The organism is Amycolatopsis alkalitolerans (assembly GCF_006152065.1).
In the GTDB taxonomy this organism is placed as follows: Bacteria; Actinomycetota; Actinomycetes; order Mycobacteriales; family Pseudonocardiaceae; genus Amycolatopsis_E; species Amycolatopsis_E alkalitolerans.
Genome location: NZ_VDFW01000007.1, coordinates 117736 through 142628, shown reverse-complemented (window position 1 = coordinate 142628; position 24893 = coordinate 117736). Strand labels below are relative to the sequence as shown.

Annotated in this window: 22 protein-coding genes; 13 read left to right on the top strand and 9 right to left on the bottom strand. The window is 70.1% G+C overall.

Annotation, left to right across the window (positions count from 1 at the left end):
* Position 1 precedes the first annotated feature (1 nt).
* Positions 2 to 1234 (top strand): styrene monooxygenase/indole monooxygenase family protein, encoded by a 1233-nt coding sequence (locus FG385_RS11155; protein ID WP_139096588.1) that lies wholly within the window; start codon positions 2 to 4, stop codon positions 1232 to 1234.
* Positions 1235 to 1262: 28 nt separating this feature from the next.
* Here the strand turns inward: FG385_RS11155 and FG385_RS11150 are convergent, their stop codons facing one another.
* Positions 1263 to 2696: a ferredoxin reductase family protein gene (locus tag FG385_RS11150; RefSeq protein WP_235022511.1), complete on the bottom strand. Its 1434-nt coding sequence runs from the start codon at positions 2694 to 2696 to the stop codon at positions 1263 to 1265.
* A 134-nt stretch (positions 2697 to 2830) separates the two neighbouring features.
* Between FG385_RS11150 and FG385_RS11145 the strand changes: the two genes are divergently transcribed.
* The 3 genes from FG385_RS11145 (at position 2831) to FG385_RS11135 (ending at position 5508) form a co-directional block, all read left to right on the top strand.
* Positions 2831 to 3991 (top strand): S1C family serine protease, encoded by a 1161-nt coding sequence (locus FG385_RS11145; protein WP_235022510.1) that lies wholly within the window; start codon positions 2831 to 2833, stop codon positions 3989 to 3991.
* 108 nt (positions 3992 to 4099) lie between these two features.
* On the top strand, positions 4100 to 5215 hold the full coding sequence (locus FG385_RS11140) for a WD40/YVTN/BNR-like repeat-containing protein (RefSeq protein WP_139096587.1): 1116 nt from the start codon (positions 4100 to 4102) through the stop codon (positions 5213 to 5215).
* Positions 5212 to 5508 carry a MoaD/ThiS family protein gene (locus FG385_RS11135; protein ID WP_139096586.1) on the top strand — a complete coding sequence of 99 codons (297 nt, stop codon included), beginning with the start codon at positions 5212 to 5214 and terminating at the stop codon, positions 5506 to 5508. The genes FG385_RS11140 and FG385_RS11135 overlap by 4 nt, the downstream gene beginning before the upstream one ends.
* A gap of 276 nt (positions 5509 to 5784) precedes the next feature.
* Here the strand turns inward: FG385_RS11135 and FG385_RS11130 are convergent, their stop codons facing one another.
* The 5 genes from FG385_RS11130 to FG385_RS11110 all read right to left on the bottom strand — a co-directional run bounded on the left by FG385_RS11130 (position 5785) and on the right by FG385_RS11110 (position 11424).
* Positions 5785 to 6963, bottom strand: a complete 1179-nt coding sequence (locus FG385_RS11130) for an ROK family transcriptional regulator (RefSeq protein WP_139096585.1) — start codon at positions 6961 to 6963, stop codon at positions 5785 to 5787.
* Positions 6964 to 7009: 46 nt separating this feature from the next.
* Entirely contained in the window at positions 7010 to 8437 is a 1428-nt protein-coding gene (locus FG385_RS11125) for a sugar ABC transporter permease (RefSeq protein WP_139096584.1), read from the bottom strand.
* A gap of 15 nt (positions 8438 to 8452) precedes the next feature.
* The gene (locus tag FG385_RS11120) at positions 8453 to 9226 is read right to left on the bottom strand and encodes an ATP-binding cassette domain-containing protein (protein WP_139096583.1); all 774 of its coding nucleotides are present in this window, start codon (positions 9224 to 9226) and stop codon (positions 8453 to 8455) included.
* A 70-nt stretch (positions 9227 to 9296) separates the two neighbouring features.
* A complete protein-coding gene (locus tag FG385_RS11115; RefSeq protein ID WP_139096582.1) occupies positions 9297 to 10418 on the bottom strand; it encodes a sugar ABC transporter substrate-binding protein in 1122 nt (373 codons plus the stop codon).
* Positions 10419 to 10533: 115 nt separating this feature from the next.
* Positions 10534 to 11424, bottom strand: coding sequence for a LysR family transcriptional regulator (locus FG385_RS11110; protein ID WP_139096581.1), 891 nt, complete (start codon positions 11422 to 11424; stop codon positions 10534 to 10536).
* Between the two features lie 71 nt (positions 11425 to 11495).
* On the opposite strand from FG385_RS11110, the gene FG385_RS11105 reads away from it, so the two are divergent.
* From FG385_RS11105 to FG385_RS11070, 8 genes are all read left to right on the top strand, one after another.
* Entirely contained in the window at positions 11496 to 13274 is a 1779-nt protein-coding gene (locus FG385_RS11105; protein ID WP_139096580.1) for a gamma-glutamyltransferase family protein, read from the top strand.
* A gap of 136 nt (positions 13275 to 13410) precedes the next feature.
* Entirely contained in the window at positions 13411 to 15042 is a 1632-nt protein-coding gene (locus FG385_RS11100; RefSeq protein ID WP_139096579.1) for an ABC transporter substrate-binding protein, read from the top strand.
* A gap of 3 nt (positions 15043 to 15045) precedes the next feature.
* Positions 15046 to 16002: an ABC transporter permease gene (locus tag FG385_RS11095; protein ID WP_139096578.1), complete on the top strand. Its 957-nt coding sequence runs from the start codon at positions 15046 to 15048 to the stop codon at positions 16000 to 16002.
* On the top strand, positions 15999 to 16871 hold the full coding sequence (locus FG385_RS11090) for an ABC transporter permease (protein ID WP_139096577.1): 873 nt from the start codon (positions 15999 to 16001) through the stop codon (positions 16869 to 16871). The genes FG385_RS11095 and FG385_RS11090 overlap by 4 nt, the downstream gene beginning before the upstream one ends.
* The gene (locus FG385_RS11085; RefSeq protein WP_139096576.1) at positions 16868 to 18448 is read left to right on the top strand and encodes an ABC transporter ATP-binding protein; all 1581 of its coding nucleotides are present in this window, start codon (positions 16868 to 16870) and stop codon (positions 18446 to 18448) included. Before FG385_RS11090 ends, FG385_RS11085 begins: the two co-directional genes overlap by 4 nt.
* Before the next feature lie 349 nt (positions 18449 to 18797).
* Positions 18798 to 19937 carry a globin domain-containing protein gene (locus tag FG385_RS11080; RefSeq protein ID WP_139096575.1) on the top strand — a complete coding sequence of 380 codons (1140 nt, stop codon included), beginning with the start codon at positions 18798 to 18800 and terminating at the stop codon, positions 19935 to 19937.
* Positions 19938 to 19959: 22 nt separating this feature from the next.
* Complete coding sequence (locus FG385_RS11075) at positions 19960 to 20595, top strand: DivIVA domain-containing protein (RefSeq protein WP_139096574.1); 636 nt, start codon at positions 19960 to 19962, stop codon at positions 20593 to 20595.
* Positions 20592 to 20963: a group I truncated hemoglobin gene (locus FG385_RS11070; protein WP_139096573.1), complete on the top strand. Its 372-nt coding sequence runs from the start codon at positions 20592 to 20594 to the stop codon at positions 20961 to 20963. Before FG385_RS11075 ends, FG385_RS11070 begins: the two co-directional genes overlap by 4 nt.
* 1 nt (position 20964) lies before the next feature.
* Here FG385_RS11070 and FG385_RS11065 read toward each other — a convergent pair whose 3' ends face one another.
* Positions 20965 to 21885 (bottom strand): dihydrodipicolinate synthase family protein, encoded by a 921-nt coding sequence (locus FG385_RS11065; RefSeq protein WP_139096572.1) that lies wholly within the window; start codon positions 21883 to 21885, stop codon positions 20965 to 20967.
* Between the two features lie 87 nt (positions 21886 to 21972).
* On the bottom strand, positions 21973 to 22638 hold the full coding sequence (locus FG385_RS11060) for a FadR/GntR family transcriptional regulator (RefSeq protein WP_139096571.1): 666 nt from the start codon (positions 22636 to 22638) through the stop codon (positions 21973 to 21975).
* A 93-nt stretch (positions 22639 to 22731) separates the two neighbouring features.
* Here FG385_RS11060 and FG385_RS11055 point away from each other — a divergent pair, with 93 nt between their 5' ends.
* The gene (locus FG385_RS11055) at positions 22732 to 24153 is read left to right on the top strand and encodes a sialate:H+ symport family MFS transporter (RefSeq protein ID WP_139096668.1); all 1422 of its coding nucleotides are present in this window, start codon (positions 22732 to 22734) and stop codon (positions 24151 to 24153) included.
* On the opposite strand, the gene FG385_RS11050 is transcribed toward FG385_RS11055, so the two are convergent.
* Positions 24110 to 24889: a rhomboid family intramembrane serine protease gene (locus tag FG385_RS11050; RefSeq protein ID WP_139096570.1), complete on the bottom strand. Its 780-nt coding sequence runs from the start codon at positions 24887 to 24889 to the stop codon at positions 24110 to 24112. The two genes, FG385_RS11055 and FG385_RS11050, sit on opposite strands and share 44 nt — an antisense overlap.
* Positions 24890 to 24893: the final 4 nt, after the last annotated feature.

Sequence of the window (24893 nt, the reverse complement as noted above, 5' to 3'; positions counted from 1 at the left end):
CATGCGTAGGATCCTGATCGTCGGTGCGGGACAGTCGGGGCTTCAGCTGGCGCTGACCTTGCGCGCGCACGACTACGACGTCACCCTCATGTCGGCGAAGACGCCGGATGAGATCCGCGGCGGCTGGGTCACCTCGACCCAGTGCATGTTCGCCGACTCGCTGGGCATCGAGCGCAAGCACGGGCTGAACCTGTGGGACGACGTGGCTCCGGCGGCGGGCGGCCAGGGCTTCTCGATGGCCGGGCCGGACGGTGAGCGCGCGCTGAACTGGCTGGGCGAATGGGAGGCCGGGCCCGCGCAGTCGATCGACCAGCGGGTGAAAATGGCCGCCTGGCTGGAACTGCTGGAGGATCTTGGCGGCAACGTGATCACCCACGGGGTGACCACGGCCGACCTGAACTCGCTCGCGAGCATGTACGACCTGGTGATCGTGGCCGCGGGCAAGGGCGAACTGGTGCAGCTGTTCGACCGGGACCCGTCGCGTTCCCCGTTCACCAAGCCACAGCGGGCGCTTTCGGTGTCCTATGTGCACGGTGTCGAGTCCCGGCCGGAGACGCCGGGGGACGTCGACGTGTGGATCAACATGGTGCCCGGGGTCGGCGAGCACATCTCGATCCCGGGGTACACGCTGTCGGGGCCGTGCCAGATCCTTTACGTGTCGGGAATCCCGGGCGGGCCGCTGGACGCGTTCGCCGACCGGCCGCCGGCGCAGGAGCAGTTCCGGCGGCATCTGGAGCTTTTCCGGCGGTATCTGCCGTGGGAGTACGAGCGGTACCGCAAGGCGGAGCTCACCGACGCGAAGGGGGTGCTCGTCGGCGGGTACCCGCCGGTCGTGCGGCGCCCGGTCGGTGAGCTGCCCTCGGGCGGGCTGGTGCTCGGGATGGCGGACGTGGTGGTGGCCAACGATCCGATCACCGGGCAGGGCGCGAACAACGCGGCCAAATGCGCCGAATCGTACCTGGGCAGCATCCTCGAGCGCGGGGACAAGCCGTTCGACCGCGAGTGGATGCAGGCGGCGTTCGACCGGTACTGGGAGTACGCGCAGCACGTCGTGCGGCTGACCAACGCGATGCTGATGCCGCCGCCAGAGCATGTCCAGCAGATCCTCGGGGTGGCCCAGACCAATCAGAAGGTCGCCAACCGCTTCGCGAACGGCTTCAACAACCCGCCGGACATGGCGGACTGGTTCTTCGAGCCCGAGCAGGCCGAGAAGTATCTGGAGAGCGTGGCCTAGCGCAACCGTCACACCGTGCGGATCAGGCTCAGGTGGCGAACTCGAACCGCTCCGAATGGACCTGCGCCGCGGGTACGCGGAGGATGTCCATGGTCCGCCGGACGGTCTCGGTCAGGCCCTCCGGGCCGCAGACGAACACGTCCCGGCCGCGCACGTCCGGCACCAGCGAGGCGATGCTGGCGGGGCCGAGCACCGGACCGCGCGGGGTGGGCACCGCCGACGGACCGGTCAGCAGGTACAGCACCGCGCCACGGCGCCTGGTGAGCGCGTCCAGCTCGCGGACGAGGACGGCCTCCCCCGGCGATCGGACGCGGTAGAGCACGACGATATGACCGCGCAGTTCCTCCAGCAGGGCCCTGATCGGGGTGATCCCGACGCCGCCGGCGATGAGCAGGGCCGTCTCCCGCCGGCGGTTCAGGCCGGTGAAAGCACCGTACGGTCCCTCGAAGTAGACGCGCGTGCCCGGCCGCAGTGCACGCAGCCGTGCGCTGCCGTCGCCGCGCGCCTTGACCGTGATCCGCAGTTCGTTCCCGCGCGGGGCCGCGGAAAGCGAGTACGGGTGGGCCTGCCAGCGCAGGCCCGGCGCCGCGAACCGCCACAGGAAGAACTGCCCCGCGCGGGCCCGCAGCCGCCGCAGGTCGCGGCCGGTCATCCGGACCGACACCACGTCGGGCGTCTCGAGCCGCACCTCGCTGACCCGCAGCCGGTGCCGCAGGTTCCGCGCGAGCGGCAGCAGCAACCGGCCGGTGAGCAGCGCCCCGAGAGAACCGAACCACAGCACGTCCAAGTACAGGCCGGTCGCGGCTGAGCGCGCGAACGTCGTGCCGAGCGCACGCTCGTGCAGGAACCCGAGCACCACCGCGGCGTAGGTGCCGATGTGGATGCGATGCCACACCTCATAGGAAAGCCTGCGCCGCGCGAATCGCGCCGAGACCGCCCCGACGAGGACGAGCAGGACCACCGCGACCGTGCCGAGCAACACACCGTCGACCGTCGACTCCAGGTCGGCCGCCGCGGCGAGCGGCGATGTGCCGTTGGTGTCCGCGTAGCCGAGCACGATGAACACGCCGTGCGAGACGAGGGTCCCGATCAGCGTGATGCCGGTCAGGCGGTGCCACGAAGTGAGCCGGTCGGTACCGATCCGGTGATCGAGCCACGGGATCCTCGCGACGAGAACCAGTTGCAGCGCGAGGACGAAGGTGGCGTTGACCGCGAAGAAGCGCCCGATCTCGATGAGCAGGTCGGCACCCGGCAGCGTCGTGAAGTACAGCACGTTGACGGCAAGCAGGTTGACGGCCGCCGCCGCCGCGAGCGCCCGGCGGGCCAACCGCCGCCGGTCCACCCGCCGGCGAGCGTCGGCGCGGTTGACCAGCGTGGCCACGAGATCCTCGGCAACCGGCCGGTGCCGCGCCTGATAAGGCCGGTTCTGGACGCGAGTGCGCTGGTGATGCCCTGGCTCCACGGCTGGGTCTCCCTCGTGCGGGCGTCGTCTCCGCCCTGTACACGCCCCGCCGCCGGGACCAGTTCACGAAACCTCTCAGGTTTTTCATGGTTCCGGCGCAGCCCGCTCTCAGCCCCCGGGCGTTCACTGAACCCATGAGCTACTACCCGCCGCCTCCGCCGCAGCGCAGCCAGCCCGGCCCGCTGCGCACCTTCGGCCTCGTGATGGCCGCGGTGCTGCTCGCCGCGCTCATCGGGGCCGCGTTCCTGGTCGGCGGCCTGCACCGGGCGCCTTCGATGCGGTCGCTGGACCTGTACTCGCCAGGGGGTTCGAGCCAGAACACGACGCAATCCCTCGACGCGAGTGCCGTCGCGGACAAGGTCAAACCCGGTCTCGTCGACATCAACACGACCCTGGGCTACCAGAACGCGCAGGCCGCGGGCACCGGGATGGTCCTGACGCCCGGCGGCGAAGTGCTCACCAACAACCACGTGGTCGAGGGCGCGACCAGTATCTCGGTCACCGACATCGGCAACGGCAAGACGTACCGGGCGAGCGTCGTCGGCTACGACCGGAGCCACGACGTCGCGGTCCTCCAGTTGCAGGGTGCTTCCGGGCTGGCCACCGTGACCACCGGTGACTCGTCGCAGGTCAAGGTGGGAGACGCGATCGTGGGCATCGGGAACGCGGGCGGCACCGGCGGCGCGCCCAGCGTCGCGCCCGGCACCGTCACCGCGCTCGACCAGTCGATCACCGCGAGCGACCAGTCGACCGGCAGCTCCGAAAAGCTCCAGGGCCTCATCCAGGTCGACGCGAACATCCAGTCCGGCGACTCGGGCGGCGCGCTCGCCGATGCCAACGGCCACGTCGTCGGGATGAACACCGCCGCCTCGAGCGGTTACCAGTTCGGCCGGGGCGGCGGGCGCCTCGGCGACCAGCAGGGCCAGGACGCGAGCAGCACCGGATACGCGATCCCGATCAACCAGGCACTGTCGATCGCGAAACAGATCGAAGCGAAGTCCGCTTCCTCGACGGTGCACATCGGGGGTACCGCGTTCCTGGGTGTCTCGGTCGCAGATTCGGGACAGGGCGCCATCGTCCAGCAAGTGGTCTCGGGTGCGCCCGCGGCGCAGGCGGGCCTGTCGGCCGGGGACGTGCTGACCGGGCTCAACGGCCAGACGATCGGCTCGGCCACGACGCTCACCACCCTGATGGACGGCTTCCATCCCGGCGACAAGGTCACCCTCAGCTGGATCGACCAGACCGGGCAGCAGCAGTCCGCCACCGTGACCCTCGCCGAAGGGCCTGCCGGATAGGGAAACCGGCTCGCCGCGCGAAACGGGAAGGCCGATCGCGCAAGATTGGAGAAGACGCCCACCGCCGCACCGCTTAGATTTGGGTCAACTCGGGCGAAAGGAGCGGCGATGAGCGGCGTACGGGTGCTGGTCGGCACACGCAAGGGCGCGTTCATACTCACCTCGGACGGCAAGCGTGAGCACTGGCAGGTCGACGGCCCGCATTTCGCGGGCTGGGAGATCTACCATTTCACCGGTTCCCCCGCCGAGCCGGGCCGGCTGTTCGCCTCGCAGTCCACAAGCTGGTTCGGCCAGCTGATCCAGCGCTCCGACGACGGCGGCGCGACGTGGGCTCCGATGGGCAACAAGTTCGAGTACGAGGGCACGCCCGGCACCCATCAGTGGTACGACGGCACCCCGCATCCCTGGGAGTTCGCCCGGGTCTGGCACCTGGAGCCCTCCCCGTCCGATCCGGACCTGGTCTACGCCGGTGTGGAGGACGCCGCGCTGTTCCGGTCCGTCGACGGTGCGCAGTCCTGGCAGGAGCTGCCGGGACTGCGCACCCACGGCTCGGGCCCGAAATGGCAGCCGGGCGCGGGCGGGATGTGCCTGCACACGATCAAGCTCGATCCGGGCAACCCGGAGCGGATCTACACCGCGATCTCGGCGGCGGGCGCGTTCCGCAGCGACGACACGGGCAAGACCTGGCAGCCGATCAACCACGGCCTCAAGTCCGCGGGGATTCCCGACCCGGACGCCGAGGTCGGGCACTGCGTGCACCGGCTCGCGCAGCATCCCGCCCGCCCGGACACGCTGTACATGCAGAAGCACTGGGACGTGATGCGCACCGACGACGCCGGGGAGAACTGGCGCGAGATCAGCGGGAACCTCCCCACGGACTTCGGGTTCGCGATCGACGTGCACGCGCACGACCCGGAAACGGTGTACGTCGTGCCGATCAAGAGCGACTCCGAGCACTTCCCGCCGGACGGGCGGCTGCGCGTCTACCGCAGCCGGAGCGGCGGGGACGAGTGGGAGCCGATGACGAAGGGGCTGCCGCAGGAGAACTGCTACGTCAACGTGCTGCGCGACGCGATGGCCGTGGACCGGCTCGACGAGTGCGGCGTGTACTTCGGCACCACCGGCGGCCAGGTGTACGCCTCCGACGACGCCGGGGACAGCTGGGCCCCGATTGTCCGCGATCTGCCCGCCGTCCTGTCGGTCGAAGTCCAGACGTTGCCATGATCCGCGTGGTGCTGCCGGCGCATCTGCGCACGCTCGCGCGGATCGACGGTGAGGTGAAGATCGAGCTGGACGGCCCGGCGACGCAGCGGGCCGTGCTCGACGAGCTCGAATCGCGGTATCCGATGCTGCGCGGCACGATTCGTGACCAGTCGACGTACGAACGCCGGGCTTTCGTGCGCTTCTTCGCCTGCGAAGAAGACCTCTCGCACGAAGCGCCCGACACGCCGTTGCCCGAGCGGGTCGCCAGCGGGCACGAGCCGTTCCTCGTCGTCGGTGCCATGGCGGGCGGCTAGTCTGGATCCGTGCCAAGGCAGGTCCGTTTCGTGTTGGCCCGTCCCGTCGGTGATTTTGCTCCCCACGACAGTGACTTTGCCTCCTCGGGCCGGAGCCGCCGTGGCGAGCCAACACGGCGACCGGGCGAGCCAACACGGCGACCGGGCGAGCCAACACGGCGACCGGGCGAGCCAACACGGCGACCGGGCGAGCCAACACGGCGACCGGGCGGGCCAACACGCCTACGGGGCGAGCCAACACGGCGACCGGGCGGGCCAACACAACCCGTGCGGTGATCACCAGTCCGACAGGACGGTTTCGAAGGCGAGTTCGGCGGCGCCGAGCAGTTTCGCGTCCGTGCCCAGGGTCGAGGTGCAGACCCGGGTGCCGCCGAGCGCGCGGCTGACGAGGCTGCGCTCCCGCACGGTCCGTTCCACCCGCTCGACGAGCGGCGCCGGCAGCGCGGTGAACAGGTCGCCGAGTACCACCAGTTGCGGGCACAGCAGGTTCACCACATTGCCGAGCCCCAGCGTGAGCCATTCGACGAACTCGTCGAGCCGCGAAAGCGCCGCCTCCCCCGCGCTGCCCAGCGCGCGCAACTCCGCGACGATCGCCCCCACGGGGGAATCCTCGTCGATGCCGAGCGCACGGCACAACGCGCGCTCGCCGATCTCGGTTTCCCAGCAGCCGCGCGAACCGCAGTAGCACTGCCGCCCGCCCGGCCTGACCACCATATGCCCGACTTCGCCCATATGGTGCCCGCCCGCGCCGCGCATGGACACGCCGTTCGAGATCACGCCCCCGCCGACCCCGACGTCGGCGCTGATGTACACGACGTCGTCCGCATGCCGGGCCGCGCCGCGCAGATGTTCGGCCAGCGCACCGAGTTCGGCGTCGTTTCCCATGTGGACGGGCAGCTCGAGCGCGTGGGACAGCCAGCCGCCCAGCGGCACGTCCGTCCAATGCAGATTGGGCGCCTCGTGCACGAACCCGTCGGCACGCCGCACGACGCCGGGCACCGACACCCCGACCGCGACCGGGCCGACCTCCTGTTCGGCGACAAGGGGCCCCACGTAGTCGATGATCTTCGTGAACACCTCGGTGGGCTCACCGTGCCCGCGGCGCACGCGCCAGCTGTCCCGGCCGAGGATCTGGCCGCCGATCCCGACCAGCGCCATCGCGGCGCGCTCCACGCGGATGTCGATCGCGAGCACCACCGCGGCCTGTGGCTGCGGCAGGACCAGCAGCGACGGGCGCCCGGCCCCGCTGCGCTGCGCGGGCACCCGCTCCTCGACCACCCCGTCCTCGGCGAGCCCGTCCACCAGCGCCTTGATCGTGCTGCGGTTGAGCCCGAGCGACGTGGCGAGGCTGGCGCGGGTGGAGGGCCCCTCGACGTGGAGGCGCCGCAGCAGGGCCGCCCGGTTGTGACGGCGAACGTCGTCCGGGCGTGTCCCGGAGGTCGATGTCGTCGTCACCCTGTGGCTTCCTTGCTGCGGTCGTCTCCTCGTCCTCTCGTCACGGTCAGCGCGCGGCTGCGGCACGCTTGCGCGACAGGGCATCCACGGCCGCCGCGACCAGCAGCACGAGCCCGGTGATGATGTTAACCGTGTCCGCCTGGTAGCCGAGCAGGCCGAGTCCGTTCTGGACGGTCGCGAGCACGAGACCACCGATCACCGCGTCGCGGATCCGGCCACGGCCGCCGAACAGCGAGGTCCCGCCGATGACCGCGGCGCCGACCGCGAACAGCAGCGTGTTCCCGTTACCGGCGTTGCCGTCCACCGAACCGACCTTGGAGCTGTACACGATCGCGCCGACCGCGGCGACCGACGAGCAGATCACGAACACGCTCATCCGGATCTTGTCGACCTTCACCCCGGCCCGGCGGGCGGCTTCCTTGTTGCCGCCGACCGCGTACACATGCCGGCCGTAGCGCGTGCGGTCGAGCACGAACGTGCCGGCCACGAGCAGCACCAGGATGATCGGCACGACCCACGGGATGCCCGAGATCGTGGTCAGGTTCGGGTTGGGCGAGCGGTTGATGGTGAACAGGTAGGTCGCGACGGCGCCCAGCACCACGACCGCGCCGACCTTGATCGCGATGAGCGCGGTCGGCTGCGCGACCAGACCGTTCCGCAGCCGCGAGAAGTGCCGGAACAGCACCATGACCGCGTACCCGCCGCCGGCCACGATGAACACGATCCAGCTGGCGACCACACCGAGGTTGCCGTTGGCCACGTCGAACAGGACCTTGCTGTCGCGGATCGGGATCGTGCCGCCCTGCCCGACGAGCGCGAGCACGACGCCGTACCACGCGATGAACAGCGCCAGCGTCACCACGAACGACGGGATGCCGATCTTGGACACGACCGCGCCGGTCAGCACGCCGATCACGGTGCCGATCGTGATCGTGAGCACGATCTCGACCCATGGGTTCGCGGCGATCCCGATCACCAGGAACAGCAGCGCGACCGCGGAAAGCGCCGCGCCGATCCAGATCCGCATCATCACGCACAGCGCGACCGCGACTACCGAACCGACGATGAACCCGTAGAACATGGTCGGGCCCATGGCGCCGAGCAGGTTCCCGTGCTGGGTCCAGTGCAGCGCCAGCACCGAGGCGGCCACGCCGGACGCGGTGCCCGCCGACAGGTCGATCTCGCCGAGCAGCAGCACCGGCACGATGCCCATCGCGATGATCGTCTGGCCGCCGCCCTGGGTGAACAGGTTCGCGATGTTGTTCAGCGTCAGGAACGAGTCGGACAGGCTGGTGAACACGATCACCAGCAGCGCCAGGCCGAGCAGCGCCGGCACCGCGCCGAGTTCGCCGCCGCGCAGGCGCCGGAAGTAGTCGCCGATCGCCTCGCCGGTGGTGCGCGAGGTGGTGTCGATCCCGAAGTCGGCCACCGCCGAGGAGTCGGGGCCGGACGGCTTGATGGGTGTCTCAGTCATTTTCGGTTTCCTCGCCTACACGGCCGCGACTTCGGGCCGGGCCAGGCCGAGATCGCCCGACCGGCCGGCGGTGATCAGCTCGACCACCTGGTTGTTGGTGACGTCCTTGGCCGCGACATCGGCGGCGAGCCGGCCGAGGTAGAGCACCGCGATCCGGTCCGCGACCTCGAACACGTCGTTCATGTTGTGGCTGATCAGCACGACGCCGAGGCCCTGCTCGGCCAGCCGCCGCACCAGATCGAGCACCTGGCGGGTCTGCGCCACGCCCAGCGCCGCGGTGGGCTCGTCGAGCAGCACCACCTTGCTGTTCCACAGCACGGCCTTCGCGATCGCGACGGTCTGCCGCTGCCCGCCGGAAAGCGAGGCGACGGGCGTCCGCACGGACTTCACCGTGCGCACCGACAGCGAGGCGAGCGTCTTGCGCGCGTCGAGTTCCATCGACGCCTCGTCGAGCAGGCCGTTCTTGATGCGTTCCCGGCCGAGGAACATGTTCTGCACGATGTCCAGGTTGTCGGCCAGCGCGAGGTCCTGGTACACGACCTCGATGCCCAGCGCGGCGGCGTCGCGCGGGTTGTGGATGTGCACGGTCTGGGCGTTGAAGATGATTTCACCGCTGTCGATGCCGTGGATACCGGCGATGGCCTTCACGAGCGTCGACTTGCCGGCGCCGTTGTCGCCGACGAGGGCCGTCACCTCCCCCGGGCGCACCGTGAGGTCCACATCGTGCAGCACGTGGACCGGGCCGAAACTCTTGTTCACACCGCGTAGTTCGAGGATCGGCTCGTTCACCGCGGTACCTCCACATCGTCGGGGGGCGAGCCGTGGGAAAGCGGCTGCTCTCCCACGGCTCGCGCGAGGGTCAGGAAATGCCCAGCTGGGCGCACACCGCGGCGGCGCTGTCGGTGCAGACCTCACTCGCCTTGACATAGCCCTGGTCGATCACGGTCTTCACGTTCTGCTTCGTGATCGTCTGCGGTGTGAGCAGCACGGACTTCACGGTACGGTTGTTCTTCGGGTCGTTGGAAGAGTCCTTCGCGATCTTGTCGGCACCGGCCGTGTCGCCCTTGACGAGCGCGGCGGCCAGTTGCGCGGCGGCGTCGGCCTCCTGCTGGATCGGCTTGAACACCGTCGAGTACTGGGTGCCCTGCAGGATGGCCTTGAGGCCCGCGGCGCTCGCGTCCTGCCCGGTCACCGGCACCTTGCCGGCCAGCCCGTTCTTCTGCAGCACGGTGATGATCGCGCCGGCGAGGCCGTCGTTGGCCGCGAGCACGCCGTCCACCTTGCCGCCGTTGGCCGACAGCAACTGCTCGAACGTGGTGCCGCCCTTCTGGTTGTCCCAGCCGTCGATGGCCTGGCTCGCGACGAGCTTGAGCGCGCCCGAGTCGTACAGCGGCTTGACGATGTTCTCCTGCCCGTTGTGGAACAGGGTCGCGTTGTTGTCGGTGGGCGAGCCCTCGATCTCGATCACCTGCGCGCCCGGCTTGTTGGCCAGCGCGTTCTTGAGGGCCTCGCCCTGCAGCTCACCGACGCGGGTGTTGTCGAAGCTGACGTAGTAGTTGGCGCTGCCGCCGAGGTTGAGCCGGTCGTAGTCGATGACCGGGACGCCCTGCTGCGCGGCCTTCTGCTCGACCGTGGCGCCGACGTCACCGCTGGGCGCGCCGATGATGAGCACCTTCACGCCCTGGCTGAGCATGCTGTCGGCGTACTGCACGAACTTCTGGTTGTCGCCCTGGGCGTTCTCGATGATCGGGCTCATCCCCGCCTTCGTGAGCGCCGCCTGCAGCATCGGCTGGTCGAACGCGGCCCAGCGCACGGAGGTGGCGGTCTCCGGAAGGATGACGCCCACCTTCGGGCCACCATTGCTCGCGCCGCCCGAGTTGTCGCTGCTCGAACCGCTCGAACTGTTGGCCCCGCAGGCCGTCAGCGCCAGCGCCAGGCCCGTGCCGGCGGCCAGCAGGGCAAGGGTCTTTCTCCGCTTCATTGCGTCCCCTACAGGAAATGTTGTGGTCGGCAACATTTGAATGTTGTGTTCGACAACATACTTCCCCGAATGGCCTACCGGAAGGTTTCGGTATCGATTCAGCCCGCAGGTCTGTTCACGTTCTGGTAACGGGCCGGGACAGGGTCGTGTCGACGAAGGCCTGGGTCGCCGCGGTGATGGGTCCAGACCTGTGCACGAGCCATTGCGGCAGCCGTTCCGGCGGGGCGAACCGGTACACCCGCGCGCCCGCGCGGCGGGCCAGTTCGCCCCAGCCGTCGGGCATCAGCCCGGCCCCGATCCCCCGCAGCACCATCGGCAGCACGACGCTGCGATCCCCCACCTCGGCCGCGATCGGCAGGTCGCCGACGCTCGCGGCGAGCCGGTCGAACAGCGCGCGCACCGCGGTCGCCGGCTTCGTCACGACGAACCGCATCCCCCCGAGATCTTCGCGCGCGACGGTGTCGCCCGTGCCCATCTCGGTGCCCGGCGGAGCGACCAGGAGAAACTCCTCGTCCCGCAGATGATGCGCGACGAGCCCCCGCCCGGCCGGGCGCTCCGCGCTCCCGCACACGCCGACCTCGCAGCGGCCTCGCACGACCATCGCCACCACTTCGGCCGCCGACAGCGCCGAGGACGTGCTGACGAGCACGCCGGGATGCCGCTCCCTCAGTTCGGCGATGATGCTGATGACCGGTTCGAGCGCGGACGACGAGGTCGCGGCGACATCGACCCGCCCGACCGCCCCGTCGCCGACGGCACGCGCCGCGGCGCGCAGGGCATCGAGATCCCGCAGGACCAGCCGGGCGCGCTCGGCCATGAGCTCGCCCGCGCTGGACAACACTGCGTTGCGCCCCACGCGGTGGAAGAGCGCGACGCCCAGCTCACGTTCGAGATTGGCAATCGCACGGGACAGCGAGGGCTGAGCCACCCGCAGCGCCCGCGCGGCATGGGTGAACCCGCCGTGCTCGACGATCGCGACGAAGTACTCCAGCTGCCGGCGTTCCATAGCCTGACGCTATCGGAATGGTGTCTCAGATGTCTTGGACGTCGAGACCGGCCGCGGGGGACACTGCTGGGATGTTCCAGACGCGGCCCACGTTGCAGGGCACCTTCGGCATGGTCTCCTCCACCCACTGGCTCGCCTCGGCCACTGCGATGGCCGTGCTCGAGGACGGCGGGAACGCCTACGACGCGGCGGTCGCGGCCGCGTTCGTGCTGCACGTGGTGGAACCGCATCTGAACGGGCCCGGCGGCGAGGTGCCGATGATCGTCGCGCCGGCCGGATCCGCGCCGAAAGTCCTTTGCGGGCAAGGCCCGGCGCCGGCCGGGGCGACGATCGGGCACTACACGTCGCTCGGGCTCGACCTCGTGCCCGGCACCGGGCCGCTGGCCGCCGCGGTGCCCGGCGCGGTCGACGCGTGGCTGCTCCTGCTGCGCGATCACGGCACGAAGACCCTCGACGACGTGCTGAAGTACGCCATCGGGTACGCCGAGCACGGGCATCCTGCCGTCGAGCGCATCGGCAGCACCGTCGAAACGGTGCGCGAGCTGTTCGAGACCGAATGGACCACGTCCGCGGAGATCTACCTGCCGGGCGGCGAACCACCCGCGCCCGGCGCGCTGCTGCGCAACCCCACGCTCGCCGCCACCTGGCGCCGCCTGCTCGCCGAGGCCGCCGGCCCCAGCCGCGAGGCGCGGATCGACGCGGCGCGGAAGGTGTGGCGCGAAGGCTTCATCGGCGAGGCGATCGCCGAGTTCGCCGCGAAGCCCACAATGGACACTTCCGGCGAACGCCACCCCGGCACGCTGACCGGTGACGACCTCACGTCGTTCGAAGCGTCCTATGAGGACCCTGTCACCTTCACCTGGAACGGCTGGACGGTCGCGAAAGCCGGGCTGTGGAGCCAGGGACCGGTGTTCCTGCAACAGCTCGCGCTCCTGCCGGACGGGCTGGAGTACGCGACGCCGGACTACTACCACACGCTCATCGAGGGCACGAAGCTCGCCATGGCCGACCGCGAGGCGTGGTACGGCGACAGCGCCGACATGTCGCCGGCAGCGCTGCTTTCCCCGGAATACAACGAATCTCGCCGCGCGCTCATCGGTGACCAGGCGTCTCGCGAACTGCGTGCCGGGCGGCCGGACGGGCGGGACCCGAAGCTGGCCAAGCACGTCGAGTTCGTCGCCGGCGGTGGCACCATCCTCACCCCCGCCGGCGCCGGCGAACCGACGGTCGCCGAGGACGGCGCGACCCGCGGCGACACCTGCCATCTGGACGTCGTGGACCGCTGGGGCAACATGATCGCGGCGACGCCGAGCGGTGGCTGGCTGCAGTCCAACCCGGTCATCCCGGCGCTCGGCTTCCCGCTCGGCACCCGGCTGCAGATGGCCTGGCTCGACCCCGGGCTGCCGAACTCGCTCGCACCGGGCAAGCGCCCGCGTACCACGCTGACCCCGTCGCTCGCGCTGCGCGACGGGGTGCCGGTGATGGCCTTCGGCACGCCGGGCGGCGACCAGCAGGACCAGTGGAGCCTACATTTCCTCCTCGCCGTCGCACTACGTGAAAAGGTGCGCGGCGGGCTCGACCTGCAGGGCGCCATCGACGCCCCGAACTGGCACAACGACAGTTTCCCGAGCTCTTTCTACCCGCGCGCAATGGTGCCGGGCAGCGTGACGGTGGAATCGCGGATCGGCGAGCAGATCATCGCCGCCCTGAACGGGCGCGGGCACGACGTGAACGTCGGAGAACCTTGGTCCGAAGGGAGGTTGTGCGCCGTGGCGCGCGACCCGGAGACAGGCGTGCTCTCGGCCGCCGCCAACCCCCGCGGAATGCAGGGATACGCGGCCGGCAGATAATCGAAAAGCTCCCACGGAACAGCGGGCCGGAATCGGCGGCCCGCTGTTTCTCATGCAATTTCGAAAAATAACGATATTAACACACATTTACGTCCTGGAAATAGGGTCGGGGAAAAACCGTCGTACCTTTGTCCGCATGTCCCCCCGGTCTCTTACCGTGATATTCGCCACGCTGGCGACGGTGGTGCTGACGGCGTGCGTTCCCGTGCAGCACCCCGGCGCGCGCGGCGAGCACCGCGACGACTTCGGCACTCCCGTGGGCCACCAGGCGGTCGAAAACGGCGGCGAGCTCGTGATGGGCCTGTCCAACGAGCCCGACCGCCTCGACCCCACGACGTCCAGTTCGCTGTACACCCGCTACGTGATGAGCACGATCTGCGAGAAGCTCTACGATATCGACTCCACCAGCCATCTGGTCCCCCAGCTGGCGACCGCGCTGCCCACCACCTCCCCGGACGGGCTGACCGTGACCATCCCGGTCCGCACGGGAATCCGGTTCGCCGACGGGACACCGTTCGGCGCGCAAGCGGTCGCGACCAGCCTCCAGCGGCACTTCACGCTCAAGACCTCCCAGCGCCGCAGCGAAATGGGGCCGGTCAAGGACATCCGGGCGACCGACGCGAGCCATGTGGTGATCACCTACAAGCGCCCGTTCGCACCGATCACCGCCGCGCTCGCCGACCGGGCCGGGATGATCATGTCGCCCGCCGCGCTCGCCAAAGAGGGTGTCAACTTCGGCGACCACCCGGTGTGTGTCGGCCCGTTCAAGTTCGCCGGCCGCGTGCCGCAGACCTCGATCACGGTGGTCCGGGATCCGCTGTACTACGACGCGAAGGACGTGCACCTCGACAAGATCACCTACCGGATCATGTCGGACGCCAACATCCGCGCGGCGAACCTGCGCTCGGGCGATATCCAGGTGGCGGACACGATCTCCCCGCAGGACGTGGACGCGCTCGCGAAGGACCCGAAGCTGCGGGTGCTGCAGTCGCCGTCGCTGGGCTACCAGAGTGTCACGATCAACACCGGAAACGTCGACGGCGTCGGCACGCCCCGGAAGCAGATCGACACGCCGATCGCGAAGGATCCGCGGGTCCGGCAGGCGTTCTCGCTCTCGATCGACCGCCGGACGCTCGTGGACACCGTGTTCAACAACTGGTTCGACCCGGCGTGCTCCCCCGTCGCGCCGCAGACGCCGTACGCCTCGGACGCCAGCAATGCCTGCCCTGCCTTCGATCCCCGGAAATCGCGGCAGCTGCTGCGGGAAGCCGGGGTTCGGATTCCTTATCCGGTTTCAATGCAGGTGTCCAACACCCAGGACCAGCTGCGCTACGCCCAGGCACTGCAGGCGAGCGTCGCCGAGGGCGGGTTCGATCTGAAGATCGTGCCGGTGGAGTACTCGACCCTGCTGGACGTGCAGAAGCGCGGCACGTTCGAGGCGCTCATGCTCGGCTGGTCCGGCCGGATCGACCCGGACGCCAACATCTCCCGGTTCCTGACCACGGGATCCGGCGGCAACTACGGCGGGTTCAGCTCGTCCGCTTTGGACAGTCTGCTGTCGGAGGCTTCGCGCAGCATCGACGTCGGGGAGCGCACCAAGCTGTACGGGCAGGCCACGCGGCTCATCCAGCAGCAGAACCCCATCGTGTACACCTACCGCCTGCGCAACCTGACGGTGCAGTCCGCGCAGGTGACCGGGATCCAGGTCTACTCCGACGGCGTGGTCCGGCTCGGCAACGCCGCATACCTGAAGACCCAGGAGGGCTGAGCCGTGCTGCGCTACCTGTTCCACCGACTCTGGCAGTCGGCCCTGACGCTCGTGCTCTCGTCGATCGTCGTGTTCATCGGGGTGCGCGCCCTGCCCGGTGACCCGGCGACCGCGATGGCCGGGGAGGAGGCGAACCCGGCGACGATCGCCGCCGTGCGCGCGCAGCTCGGCCTCGACCAGCCGCTTCCCGTGCAGTACCTCAAGTTCGCCGGGCACGCGCTCACCGGCGACTTCGGCCGGTCGGCGCGCACCGGCACCCCGGTCAGCGAGATGATCGGCGCGACCCTGCCGGTGACCGCGCAGCTCGCGCTGTACGCGACGATCATCGCGGTGCTCGCCGGGATGGCCGGCGGCGTCATCGCGGCGGTGTTCCGCGGGCGCTGGCCCGAATGGACGGCGAACGGCGTTTCGCTGCTCGCGCTGTCGGTGCCGACGTTCTGGGTGGGCATCATCGCGGTGCTCTACCTTTCCGTGCAGCTGGGCTGGTTTCCCGCCTCCGGCTATGTTTCGCCGTTCCAGCATCCGCTGCGCGGCGTCTACTACCTGACGCTGCCGGCGGTCATCCTCGGCCTCGCGCACGCGGCCGTCGTGCAGCGGCAGACCCGCTCGTCGATGGTGGAGACCCTGACCGCCGACTTCGTCCGCACCGCGCGGGCCAAGGGGCTCGGCCGCGGCGCGGTGATCTTCCGCTACGGCCTGCGCAACAGCCTCATCGTGGTCACCACCATCGTCGGCCTCCAGCTGGGCGGGCTCATCGCGGGCGCGGTGGTCACCGAGCGGATCTTCAGCCTGCCCGGCATCGGAAAGCTCACGCTCGACTCGGTGTTCACCCGCGACTATCCGGTGATCCAGGCCGTGGTGCTGGTGATCACCGCCGCCTACATCGTGATCAACCTGCTCGTCGACGTGCTCTACACCGTCATCGACCCACGTATGCGCGTCTGGAGGACAGCCCGATGACGATCATCGCCGGAACCCCCGCCCCGCTGGCCCGGACCCGCGGCCGCACGCTGCGCAGGCTCGCGCGCGATCCGATGGGCGTGTTCGGCGGCGTGCTGCTGCTGATCGTCGTCGTGGCCGGAGTGTTCGCGCCGCTGCTGGCGCCGTACGCGCCGACCGAAGTGCATTTCTCGACGCCCTTCCAGCAGCCCGGCACGATCGGGTTCGCGCTCGGCACCGATGATCTGGGCCGCGACATCCTTTCCCGCGTGCTCTACGGCACGCGCGCCTCGCTCGAAGTCGGTGCGCTGTCGGTACTTCTGGCGGTCGTGGTCGGGGTGCCGCTCGGTCTGCTGTCGGGGTACTGGCGCTGGCTCGACGCGCTGGTCTCGCGCCTGGCGGACCTCATGCTCGCCTTCCCGTTCCTGATCCTCGCCGTCGGGCTGGCCGCGATCAACGGCGGCGGGCTGGCCAACGCCGCGATCGCGCTGGGCATCGCGCATATCCCCATGATGATCCGGGTCGTGCGCGCGGACACGCTGCGACTGTCCGAAACGGACTTCGTGCTCGCCGCGCACACGATGCACGCCGGGGCGCGGCGGATCCTCGGCCAGCACGTGCTGCCCAACGCGCTGTCGGCGATCATCGTGCAGGCCACGGTGATCATGCCGACCGCCGTCATCGGCGAGGCGATCCTGTCGTTCCTCGGCCTGGGCATCCAGCCGCCGGACCCGAGCCTGGGCATCATGCTCTCCGACGCCCAGCAGTACCTGTTCCGCACCCCGTGGCCCGCGATGTTCCCCGGCGTCATGCTCGCGCTGATCTGCCTGGGCTTCAACCTGTTCGGCGACGCCCTGCGCGACGCGCTCGACCCGAGGAGTGCCTCATGACCCTGCTGGAGATCAGCGATCTGTCGGTGGCCTTCGGCGGCACGAACGCGGTGCGCGGGGCGAGCCTGAGCCTCGCGCCGGGCGAACGGATCGCCGTGGTCGGCCAGTCCGGTTCGGGCAAGTCCACCACCGCGCACGCGATCATGGGCCTGCTGCCCGGATCCGGCCGGGTCACCGGCGGCACGATCCGGTGGCGCGACGAGGACATCACGGACCCGGGCGAGAAACGGCTGCGCCGCCTGCGCGGCCGGGAGATCGGCCTGGTTCCGCAGGATCCGATGTCGAACCTCAATCCCGTCTCCCGGGTCGGCCGCCAGGTCGCGGAAACCCTGCTCGCCCACCGCATCTGCGGGCGCGGGGAAGCCTGGGCGCGGGCGGTGGACCTGCTCGGCCAGGCCGGTATCGCCGAACCGGCGCGAAGGGCGCGGCAGTACCCGCACGAGTTCTCCGGCGGGATGCGGCAGCGCGTGCTCATCGCGATCGGCCTGGCCTGCCGGCCGGATCTGCTGATCGCCGACGAGCCGACGTCCGCGCTCGACGTGACCGTCCAGCGCCAGATCCTCGACCACCTCGAGAAGCTCACCCGCGAGCTGGGCACCGCGCTGCTGCTGGTCACGCACGATCTGGGGCTGGCCGCGGATCGCGCCGACCGGATCGTCGTGATGTCCGAGGGCGAGGTGGTCGAAACCGGTCCCGCGCGGGAGGTGCTGACCGCGCCGCGGCACAGCTACACCCAGCGGCTCGTGGCCGCGGCACCTTCGCTCAGCGGGGCCACGCGTGCGGCGGAGTCCACTTCGGACCTCGTGCTCGAGGTGTCGAACGTGTCGAAGGAGTACCGGATCCGCGGCCGCGGCGGGCTGCTGCGCGCGGTGGACGACGTGTCGTTCACCGTCGGGCGCGGGCGGACCACCGCGATCGTCGGCGAGTCCGGTTCGGGCAAGACCACGACCGCGCGGATGGTGCTGGGCCTGGTGCCGGCGACCGCCGGCACGATCCGGCTCGACGGCGCCGAGGTGGTCGGGCTCCGCGGTGCCCGGCTGAAGGCGGCCCGCAAGGCGATGCAGCCGGTGTTCCAGGACCCGTACGCGTCGCTCGATCCGATGTGGACAGTCGAGCGGCTGATCACCGAACCGCTGCGCACCTTCGGGATCGGGGACCGGCCCGCACGGCGGGCGAGGGTGGCCGAGCTGCTGGATCAGGTCGCGCTGCCCTCGAGCGTGACGCACCGCTACCCCAACGAACTGTCCGGGGGCCAGCGCCAGCGGGTCGCGATCGCCCGCGCGCTGGCGCTCGGCCCGCGCCTGGTGGTCTGCGACGAGGCGGTGTCCGCTTTGGACGTTCTGGTCCAGGACCAGATCCTGAGCCTGCTTTCCTCGCTGCAGCGGGAACTAGGACTGAGCTACCTGTTCATCTCGCACGATCTCGCCGTGGTCCGGTCGCTCGCGCACGAAGTGCTCGTGATGAAGGACGGCCGGGTCGTGGAGCACGGGCCCGTCGACGAAGTGCTGACCTCGCCGGCCGACGACTATACCCGCCAGCTGCTGGATGCCGTCCCGGGTGCGTCGGTGTTCAGCTGACGGGCTTGCCGAGCCGGATCGGCTGGATCCACGAGTACCGCGCCGACCTCGCCGTCCGCACCGCCTGACTCAGGTGAGCCGACGCTGAGCGTGGTACGCGGGGAGGTGGGGTCGATCCTGCCCGGGCCGCCAACCAGGCCAAACGTGACCGCGAAGGCCCCGGTACCAGATTTTCACCTGGATGTTCGAATAGCGCACCGTAGCCACGTCGTTACCTACTGACCGTTCAGGAAAGAGGTACCGAAACTTTTTCCCCCCAGCGGCAACCCCTTGAATGCAAATTGCCTTCGCCTTACGCTTCAGCGCGGACCGGCCTTCCCGGGGTACCAGAAGGGAAACGAGAACCACGGTGGACACCGCTCGGCTGCGCAGCAGCTGGAACACGGTCGCGGCTTTCGGTGGCGGAGTGCCATTGTTCTTCTATTCGACCCTGTTCCTCACCCATCCTCAACTCCGAGAGATGTTTCCCGCCGGGATGTCGTCGCAGCGAGACAAGCTCGTCCGCGCGCTCGGCACGGTCGTGGCCCACGTCGACGACCTCGACAGCGCGGTCCCGTTCCTGCAGCAACTGGGCCGGGATCACCGCAAGTTCGCGGTCACCGCCGAGCACTATCCCGCCGTCGGGCACGCGCTCCTCTCGACGCTGGAGCACTTCCTGCACGACGAGTGGACCCCGGACCTGGCCTCCGACTGGAGCGCCGCGTACAAGCTGGTGGCCGACGTCATGACGGCCGCGGCCCGCGAGGACGAGCAGAACTCACCGCCGTGGTGGAACGCCGAAGTCGTCCGGCACGAGCGGCGCACGCCCGAGATCGCGGTGCTGACCCTGCGCCCCGACCAGCCGCTGAACTGGCTGCCGGGGCAGAGCATGGCGGTGGAAACCGAGTTGCGGCCCCGGATCTGGCGGTACTACTCGCCGGCGACGCCACCGCAACCGGACAACCTCGTCGAGTTCCACGTCCGGCTGGTCGACGGTGGCCCGGTCAGTTCCGCGCTCGTGCAGGCGATCACCCCTGGCGACGTACTGCGGCTGGGTTCCCCGGTGGGCTCCCGGCTCACGCTCGACCACGACCGCGACGTCGTGCTGATCTCGGGGGGTACCGGGCTCGCGCCGTTGAAGGCGCTGCTCGGCCAGATCGCCCGGGAACCCATGCCGCGCAAGGCACATCTGTTCCTCGGCGCCCGCGCGGCGCGGGACTTCTACGACACGCCTGCGCTGCAGGCGCTCGACCGCGCGCTGCCGACCCTGCGCGTGACCCCCGTCGTGTCCGACGATCCGCGATTCTCCGGGATGCAGGGCCTGGCCGCCGACGCCGCCGTACGCCATGGCCCGTGGCCGCATCAGGAGATCTACGTGTGCGGGTCGCCGGCGATGGTCGCCGGGACCCGGGAACTGCTGTACGCGGCCGGCATCGGCGCCGAGCGCGTCCATTCCGAGGAATTCACCGGTTACCAGGACCCGGCGGCGGGGCCGGGATCGGCCTTCTGACCAGGATTAGGGATCACCCAGCATGACACTGCAGGCAGGTGACCGGCGGCAACCCGCGGTCCGGCGGATGCTCACCCCCGAGCGGATCCGCAGCATCACGTTCAGCAAGTCCCCGCTGGGCCGGCGCGGAGTCGATCCGAGCGAGGTCGAACTGTTCCAGCACCGCCTCGCCGAGGAGATCGCCGCGGGCGAGGCGGAGAACGCGCGGCTGCGCGCCGAGATCGACCGGCTGCGCGACTGGTACCGCAGCCACGGCGAGAACGTCGACCCGTCGCTGATCCCGCTCAAGGCGGACGTCGAGGCGGTGAACCTGCTGTCCGAGGCGCAGTTGCAGGCCGAGGCGTACATCGCGCAGGCGGAGGCGCAGTGCCGGCGGCTCACCGGTGACGCGCGCCGCCAGGCCTTGACGCTGCTGGCGGACGCCGAGCAGCAGGCCGACATCGCGGCGCAGGAAGTGGCGGGCGCCGGGCACGGCCCACCGGGGAGCCGGTACGCCGACGAGATCGACGAGATGGAACGCCGGCTCGCGTGGCTGCGCGCGTTCTGCCACGCGGTCCAGGTCCAGCTGCACGCGGCTTCGGACGCGTTCGCCAACGAGGTCGACAAGCTCGCGCAACTGCCCGACTACTTCTCACACCAGGATCGGAGACGGCCATGACCAGCATCTATGACCAGATCGGTGGCCAGGAGGCCATCACCGCGGTCGTCGACGACTTCTACCTCCGGGTCCTCGCGGACGCCGACCTCGCGCCCTTCTTCGCCGGGGCCAACATGAACCGGCTGAAGGGCAGGCAGGTCGAGTTCTTCTGCGGCGCGCTCGGTGGTCCGGACCATTACGCCGGATTGAGCATGCGCGAAGCCCATCGGGGGCGCGGCATCGGCCAGGCGCATTTCGACCGGGTGGCCACGCTGCTGTCGGATTCGCTGCGCCAAGCCGGGGTACCGGGCCCCACGGTGGACCAGATCATCGCCGCCGTCGCCCCGCTGGCCGGCGACATCGTCTCCTCCGCCGTGCCGAGGGCGTAGCTCAGCTCAGGCCGGCGCGTTCCAGGTACGCGCGGACCGTCGCCTGCTCGGCGTCGTCCAGCGCGGCCATCGGCAGGCTCGTCGTCCTGCCGGCGATGATCCCCCGCGCCACCAGGGCGTATTTGAACGCGCCGACGGCCGAGGCGTACGGACCGATCCGCGTGCCGCCGACCGTGATCATCCGGAACAGTTCGCGCAGGCGCCGCTGCTCGGCCGCCGCGGCCGTCCAGTCGCCGCGGCGGGCGGCTTCGAAGAGGCGGACAAAGCCGTGCGGGTCGACGTTGCCGAGGCCCGGCACCAGCCCGTGCGAGCCGAGGAACATCGCGACGTCCGCCATCGTCTCGGAACCGGTGAACACGCGGAAACCCGGCGCGTCGACGAGTTCGAGCAGGGTGCGGAGCCCGTCGAGGTCGCCACTGGAGTCCTTGACGCCGTCGAGCGTCCCGTCCGCGGCAAGCTCGGCAACGACGGTCGCGGGGAGTTTGGCGTGCACCGAGCCCGGGATGTCGTAGGCGATGAGCGGGAGGTCGACCGCGGCCCGGATGGCACGGAAGTGCGCGGGGAACTCGACGGCGGCGGTCGGTGCGTAGAACGGGGCGGTCGCCACCAGCGCCCGCGCGCCGTGGGCCTTCGCCGCGTGGGCGTGCGCGATCACCCGCGGGGTCGCGGTGTCCACGATGCCGGCCAGCACCGGCACCTGCCCGGCCGCCATCCCGGCGACGACGTCGAGAGCCCGGTAGCGGGCGTCGTCGGGCAGGTAGGCGACCTCACCCGTGGAGCCGGTGACGAAGAGGCCGTGCACCCCGGCGTCGAGCAGGAACCCGGTCAGCCGCTCCAGGGAAGGCACGTCGAGCTCGCGTTCCGGCGTGAGCGGCGTGCACAGGGGCGGGACGACACCGTGGTCGAGGACAGGGGCAGGCATACGACTCCGTTCGCGAGATGAGACATAGGACGTTGGACGTCCTATGTCGCCACGATAGGCTCCGGATGATTCGCGGGTCAACCGGCGTCAGCGCGCGGCGATCCGCTTCCGGATCTCTTCGAAGTGCTCGTTCACCGCCTCGCCGATCTCCGCGCTGTCGCCGCCGGCGATGGCTTCGAGGATACGGTGGTGCTTGGCCACCAGTGCCGCCCGTTCGGACGTCGGGGTGCCGATCAGGGACTCCGTCTGCCGATAGACGTCCCAGAACAGCCGGATCAGCTCCAGCGCCAGCTCGTTGCCGGCCGCCTCGCCGATGAGCTCGTGGAACCGCCGGTCGGCGGCGGCCGCGGCGGCCGGGTCGGCCATCCGGTCGACGCATTCGCTCAGCGACGCGAGCAGCGCCCCGTTCCCCACGACCTTGCGCGTCAGCTCGGTCTCCAGGATCTGGCGCACCTGCAGCAGATCGCTCAGCCCCCGCAGGTCCTCACGCGAGCGCGCGCGGGTCCGGAACAGCAGCGACGGGCTCAGCGCGGCCATGCTCGCCTCGCCGACGAAGGTGCCGTAGCCGTGCCGGATCTCGACGATCCCGAGCGCCTGCAACGTCCGCAGTGCCTCCCGCACCGAGTTCCGCGCGACCCCGAACTCCTCCATCAACCGCGGTTCGGTCGGGAGCGGGTCGCCCGCCCGCAGCTTCCGCCGGTCGATCAGCTCGATGATGGCGTCGACCAGCTCCTGACCTCGTGTGACCCGCACTCTTGCCCTCGCTTCGACGTGTGAGCTAGCGTACCGGAGCATCATACGACGTCCAACGTCCTACGAATGACGTTCCTCGACGAAGAGGTGAACATGGCTGCCACGCCGTCCCGCGTTCCCTGGCACCGCCAGATCGGCCGGCCCCAGTGGAAGGCGTTCAGCGCCGCCTGGCTCGGTTACCTGCTGGACGGCTTCGACTTCGTGCTCATCACGCTGGTGCTGACCGAACTGCGCGCCGAGTTCCACCTGTCGCTGGCCGGTGCCGCGACGCTGGTGTCGGCGGCTTTCGTGTCGCGGTGGTTCGGCGGGCTCGCGCTCGGCGCTCTCGGTGACCGTTTCGGCCGGCGCCCGGCGATGATCGTGAGCATCCTCTGCTACGCGGTGGGCAGCGCGCTGTGCGGTTTCGCCTGGAGCTACTGGGCGCTGTTCGCGTTCCGCGCCATCGTCGGCGTCGGGATGGCCGGTGAGTACGGCTCGAGCGCGACCTACGTGATGGAGAGCTGGCCGAAAGCCCTGCGCAACCGCGCGAGCGGCTTCCTGCTGTCGGCCTACCCGATCGGCACGATCCTCGCCGCCCGCGCGTACGACCTCGTGGTGCCGCATCTGGGCTGGCGCTGGCTGTTCTGGATCGGGATCGTGCCGGTGCTCATCGCGCTGTGGCTGCGCCGTGCCCTGCCCGAGGCGAAGGAATGGACCGACGAGGTCGCCTCCGCCGGGGAGCGGACGACCAGCGCGAGCGCGCTGCTGAACCGCAGGTGGACCGTGGCCAATATCGTCATCGGCCTGGTCGTCGCGGTCAGCCTCGTGCTCATCTTCTCGGGCCACGCCGGTTCGCTCTACCCGCTCTACATCGCGCTGTGCGTGCTCGGGTTCGTCGCGTTCGCGGTCCAGGTCGGCGGCCGCTCCTGGCCGATGGTGGTCGGGCTGATGGCGACGGTGTTCTGCGCGTTCCTGTACTCGTGGCCGATCCAGTCGCTGCTGCCGACCTACCTCAAGACCGATCTGCACTACGGGGCCGGCCAGGTGGCGAACGCGCTGACCTGGGCCGGGCTCGGCTACGCGCTCGGCTCCTGCCTCGCGGGCATCGCCGGGGACCGGTTCGGCACCCGCACCACGTACGTCGGCGGGCTGCTGGCGTCGCTGGTGTTCGTGTTCCCCGCGTTCGCGCTCGGTGGGGGCGGCAGCATCGTCGCGGTGTGGGTGCTGCTGTTCGCCTTGCAGGCCACCAGTTCCGGCATCTCCGGGCTGCTGCCGAAGTACATCGGCGACCACTTCCCGGTCCGGCTGCGCGCGGCGAGCCTCGGCTTCACCTACAACGTCGGCGCGCTCGGCGGGGCGGTCGCGCCGCTGGCGGGCGCGCAGGTGTCCGGGCATATCGGACTCGGCCCCGCGCTGGTGTGGCTCGCCGGCGGGCTGACGCTCGTCACCGCTCTGCTGATCGGGTTCAACGTGCCGGCCCGCCTCGGCAGGCTCACCGCCCGCCCGGCCGAGCCCGCGGACGCCGTCGCAGGGTGAACCCCAGCAGTGCCCCGACGACGAAGCCGGCGACGTGCGCGGCGTAGGCGACCGAACCGGCCTGCGCCGTGCCGTAGCCGGTCGCGTAGAAGGCTTGGAGGATGAACCACATGCCGAGCATCAGCCAGGCCGGTACGCGCAGCGGCAGGAAGAACAGCACCGGGATCAGCCCCCACACCCGGGCCCGCGGGTAGATCACGATGTACGCCCCGAGCACGCCGGCGATCGCACCGGACGCGCCGACGAGCGGCTGCGCGGACGACGGGTCGGTCAGCGCGAAACCGTACCCGGCCGCGTACCCGCACACCAGGTAGAACAGCAGGAACCGCAGGCGCCCCAGCCGGTCCTCGACATTGTTGCCGAAGATCGCCAGGAACAGCATGTTGCCGAGCAGATGTGCCCAGCTCGAGTGCAGGAACATCGACGTGAGCACGGACAGCGCCGGCACCTTGTGGTAGCCGGGCGGGCCGAGCAGGCAGCCGGGCCCTTGCCCGCTCACCACGGCCTGCCCCGTCGGCACGAGCGTGGGCGGCTGGTTGGTCAGCAGCTCGTGCGGCACCGCGCCCCACCGCTCGACGAAGGCCTGCAGGTCACACAGCTGCGCGAGGTTCGTGTTGCCGTAGAGGGTGCGGGCGGCGGCCGGCATCAGCAGGAACACCACCACGTTGGCCGCGACGAGGCCGTAGGTGATCCACGGCGTGCGGCGCAGCGGGTTGACGTCGTGGACCGGAATCATGTCC

Excerpts from the sequence above, each read along its gene's own strand:
- FG385_RS11135 (WP_139096586.1), top strand. The coding sequence starts at position 5,212 with ATGATCCGCGTGGTGCTGCCGGCGCATCTGCGCACGCTCGCGCGGATC.
- FG385_RS11140 (WP_139096587.1), top strand. The coding sequence starts at position 4,100 with ATGAGCGGCGTACGGGTGCTGGTCGGCACACGCAAGGGCGCGTTCATA.
- FG385_RS11145 (WP_235022510.1), top strand. The coding sequence starts at position 2,831 with ATGAGCTACTACCCGCCGCCTCCGCCGCAGCGCAGCCAGCCCGGCCCG.
- FG385_RS11065 (WP_139096572.1), bottom strand. The coding sequence starts at position 21,885 with ATGCCTGCCCCTGTCCTCGACCACGGTGTCGTCCCGCCCCTGTGCACG.
- FG385_RS11050 (WP_139096570.1), bottom strand. The coding sequence starts at position 24,889 with ATGATTCCGGTCCACGACGTCAACCCGCTGCGCCGCACGCCGTGGATC.
- FG385_RS11055 (WP_139096668.1), top strand. The coding sequence starts at position 22,732 with ATGGCTGCCACGCCGTCCCGCGTTCCCTGGCACCGCCAGATCGGCCGG.
- FG385_RS11100 (WP_139096579.1), top strand. The coding sequence starts at position 13,411 with ATGTCCCCCCGGTCTCTTACCGTGATATTCGCCACGCTGGCGACGGTG.
- FG385_RS11155 (WP_139096588.1), top strand. The coding sequence starts at position 2 with ATGCGTAGGATCCTGATCGTCGGTGCGGGACAGTCGGGGCTTCAGCTG.
- FG385_RS11105 (WP_139096580.1), top strand. The coding sequence starts at position 11,496 with ATGTTCCAGACGCGGCCCACGTTGCAGGGCACCTTCGGCATGGTCTCC.
- FG385_RS11110 (WP_139096581.1), bottom strand. The coding sequence starts at position 11,424 with ATGGAACGCCGGCAGCTGGAGTACTTCGTCGCGATCGTCGAGCACGGC.
- FG385_RS11075 (WP_139096574.1), top strand. The coding sequence starts at position 19,960 with ATGACACTGCAGGCAGGTGACCGGCGGCAACCCGCGGTCCGGCGGATG.
- FG385_RS11115 (WP_139096582.1), bottom strand. The coding sequence starts at position 10,418 with ATGAAGCGGAGAAAGACCCTTGCCCTGCTGGCCGCCGGCACGGGCCTG.
- FG385_RS11070 (WP_139096573.1), top strand. The coding sequence starts at position 20,592 with ATGACCAGCATCTATGACCAGATCGGTGGCCAGGAGGCCATCACCGCG.
- FG385_RS11090 (WP_139096577.1), top strand. The coding sequence starts at position 15,999 with ATGACGATCATCGCCGGAACCCCCGCCCCGCTGGCCCGGACCCGCGGC.
- FG385_RS11125 (WP_139096584.1), bottom strand. The coding sequence starts at position 8,437 with ATGACTGAGACACCCATCAAGCCGTCCGGCCCCGACTCCTCGGCGGTG.
- FG385_RS11085 (WP_139096576.1), top strand. The coding sequence starts at position 16,868 with ATGACCCTGCTGGAGATCAGCGATCTGTCGGTGGCCTTCGGCGGCACG.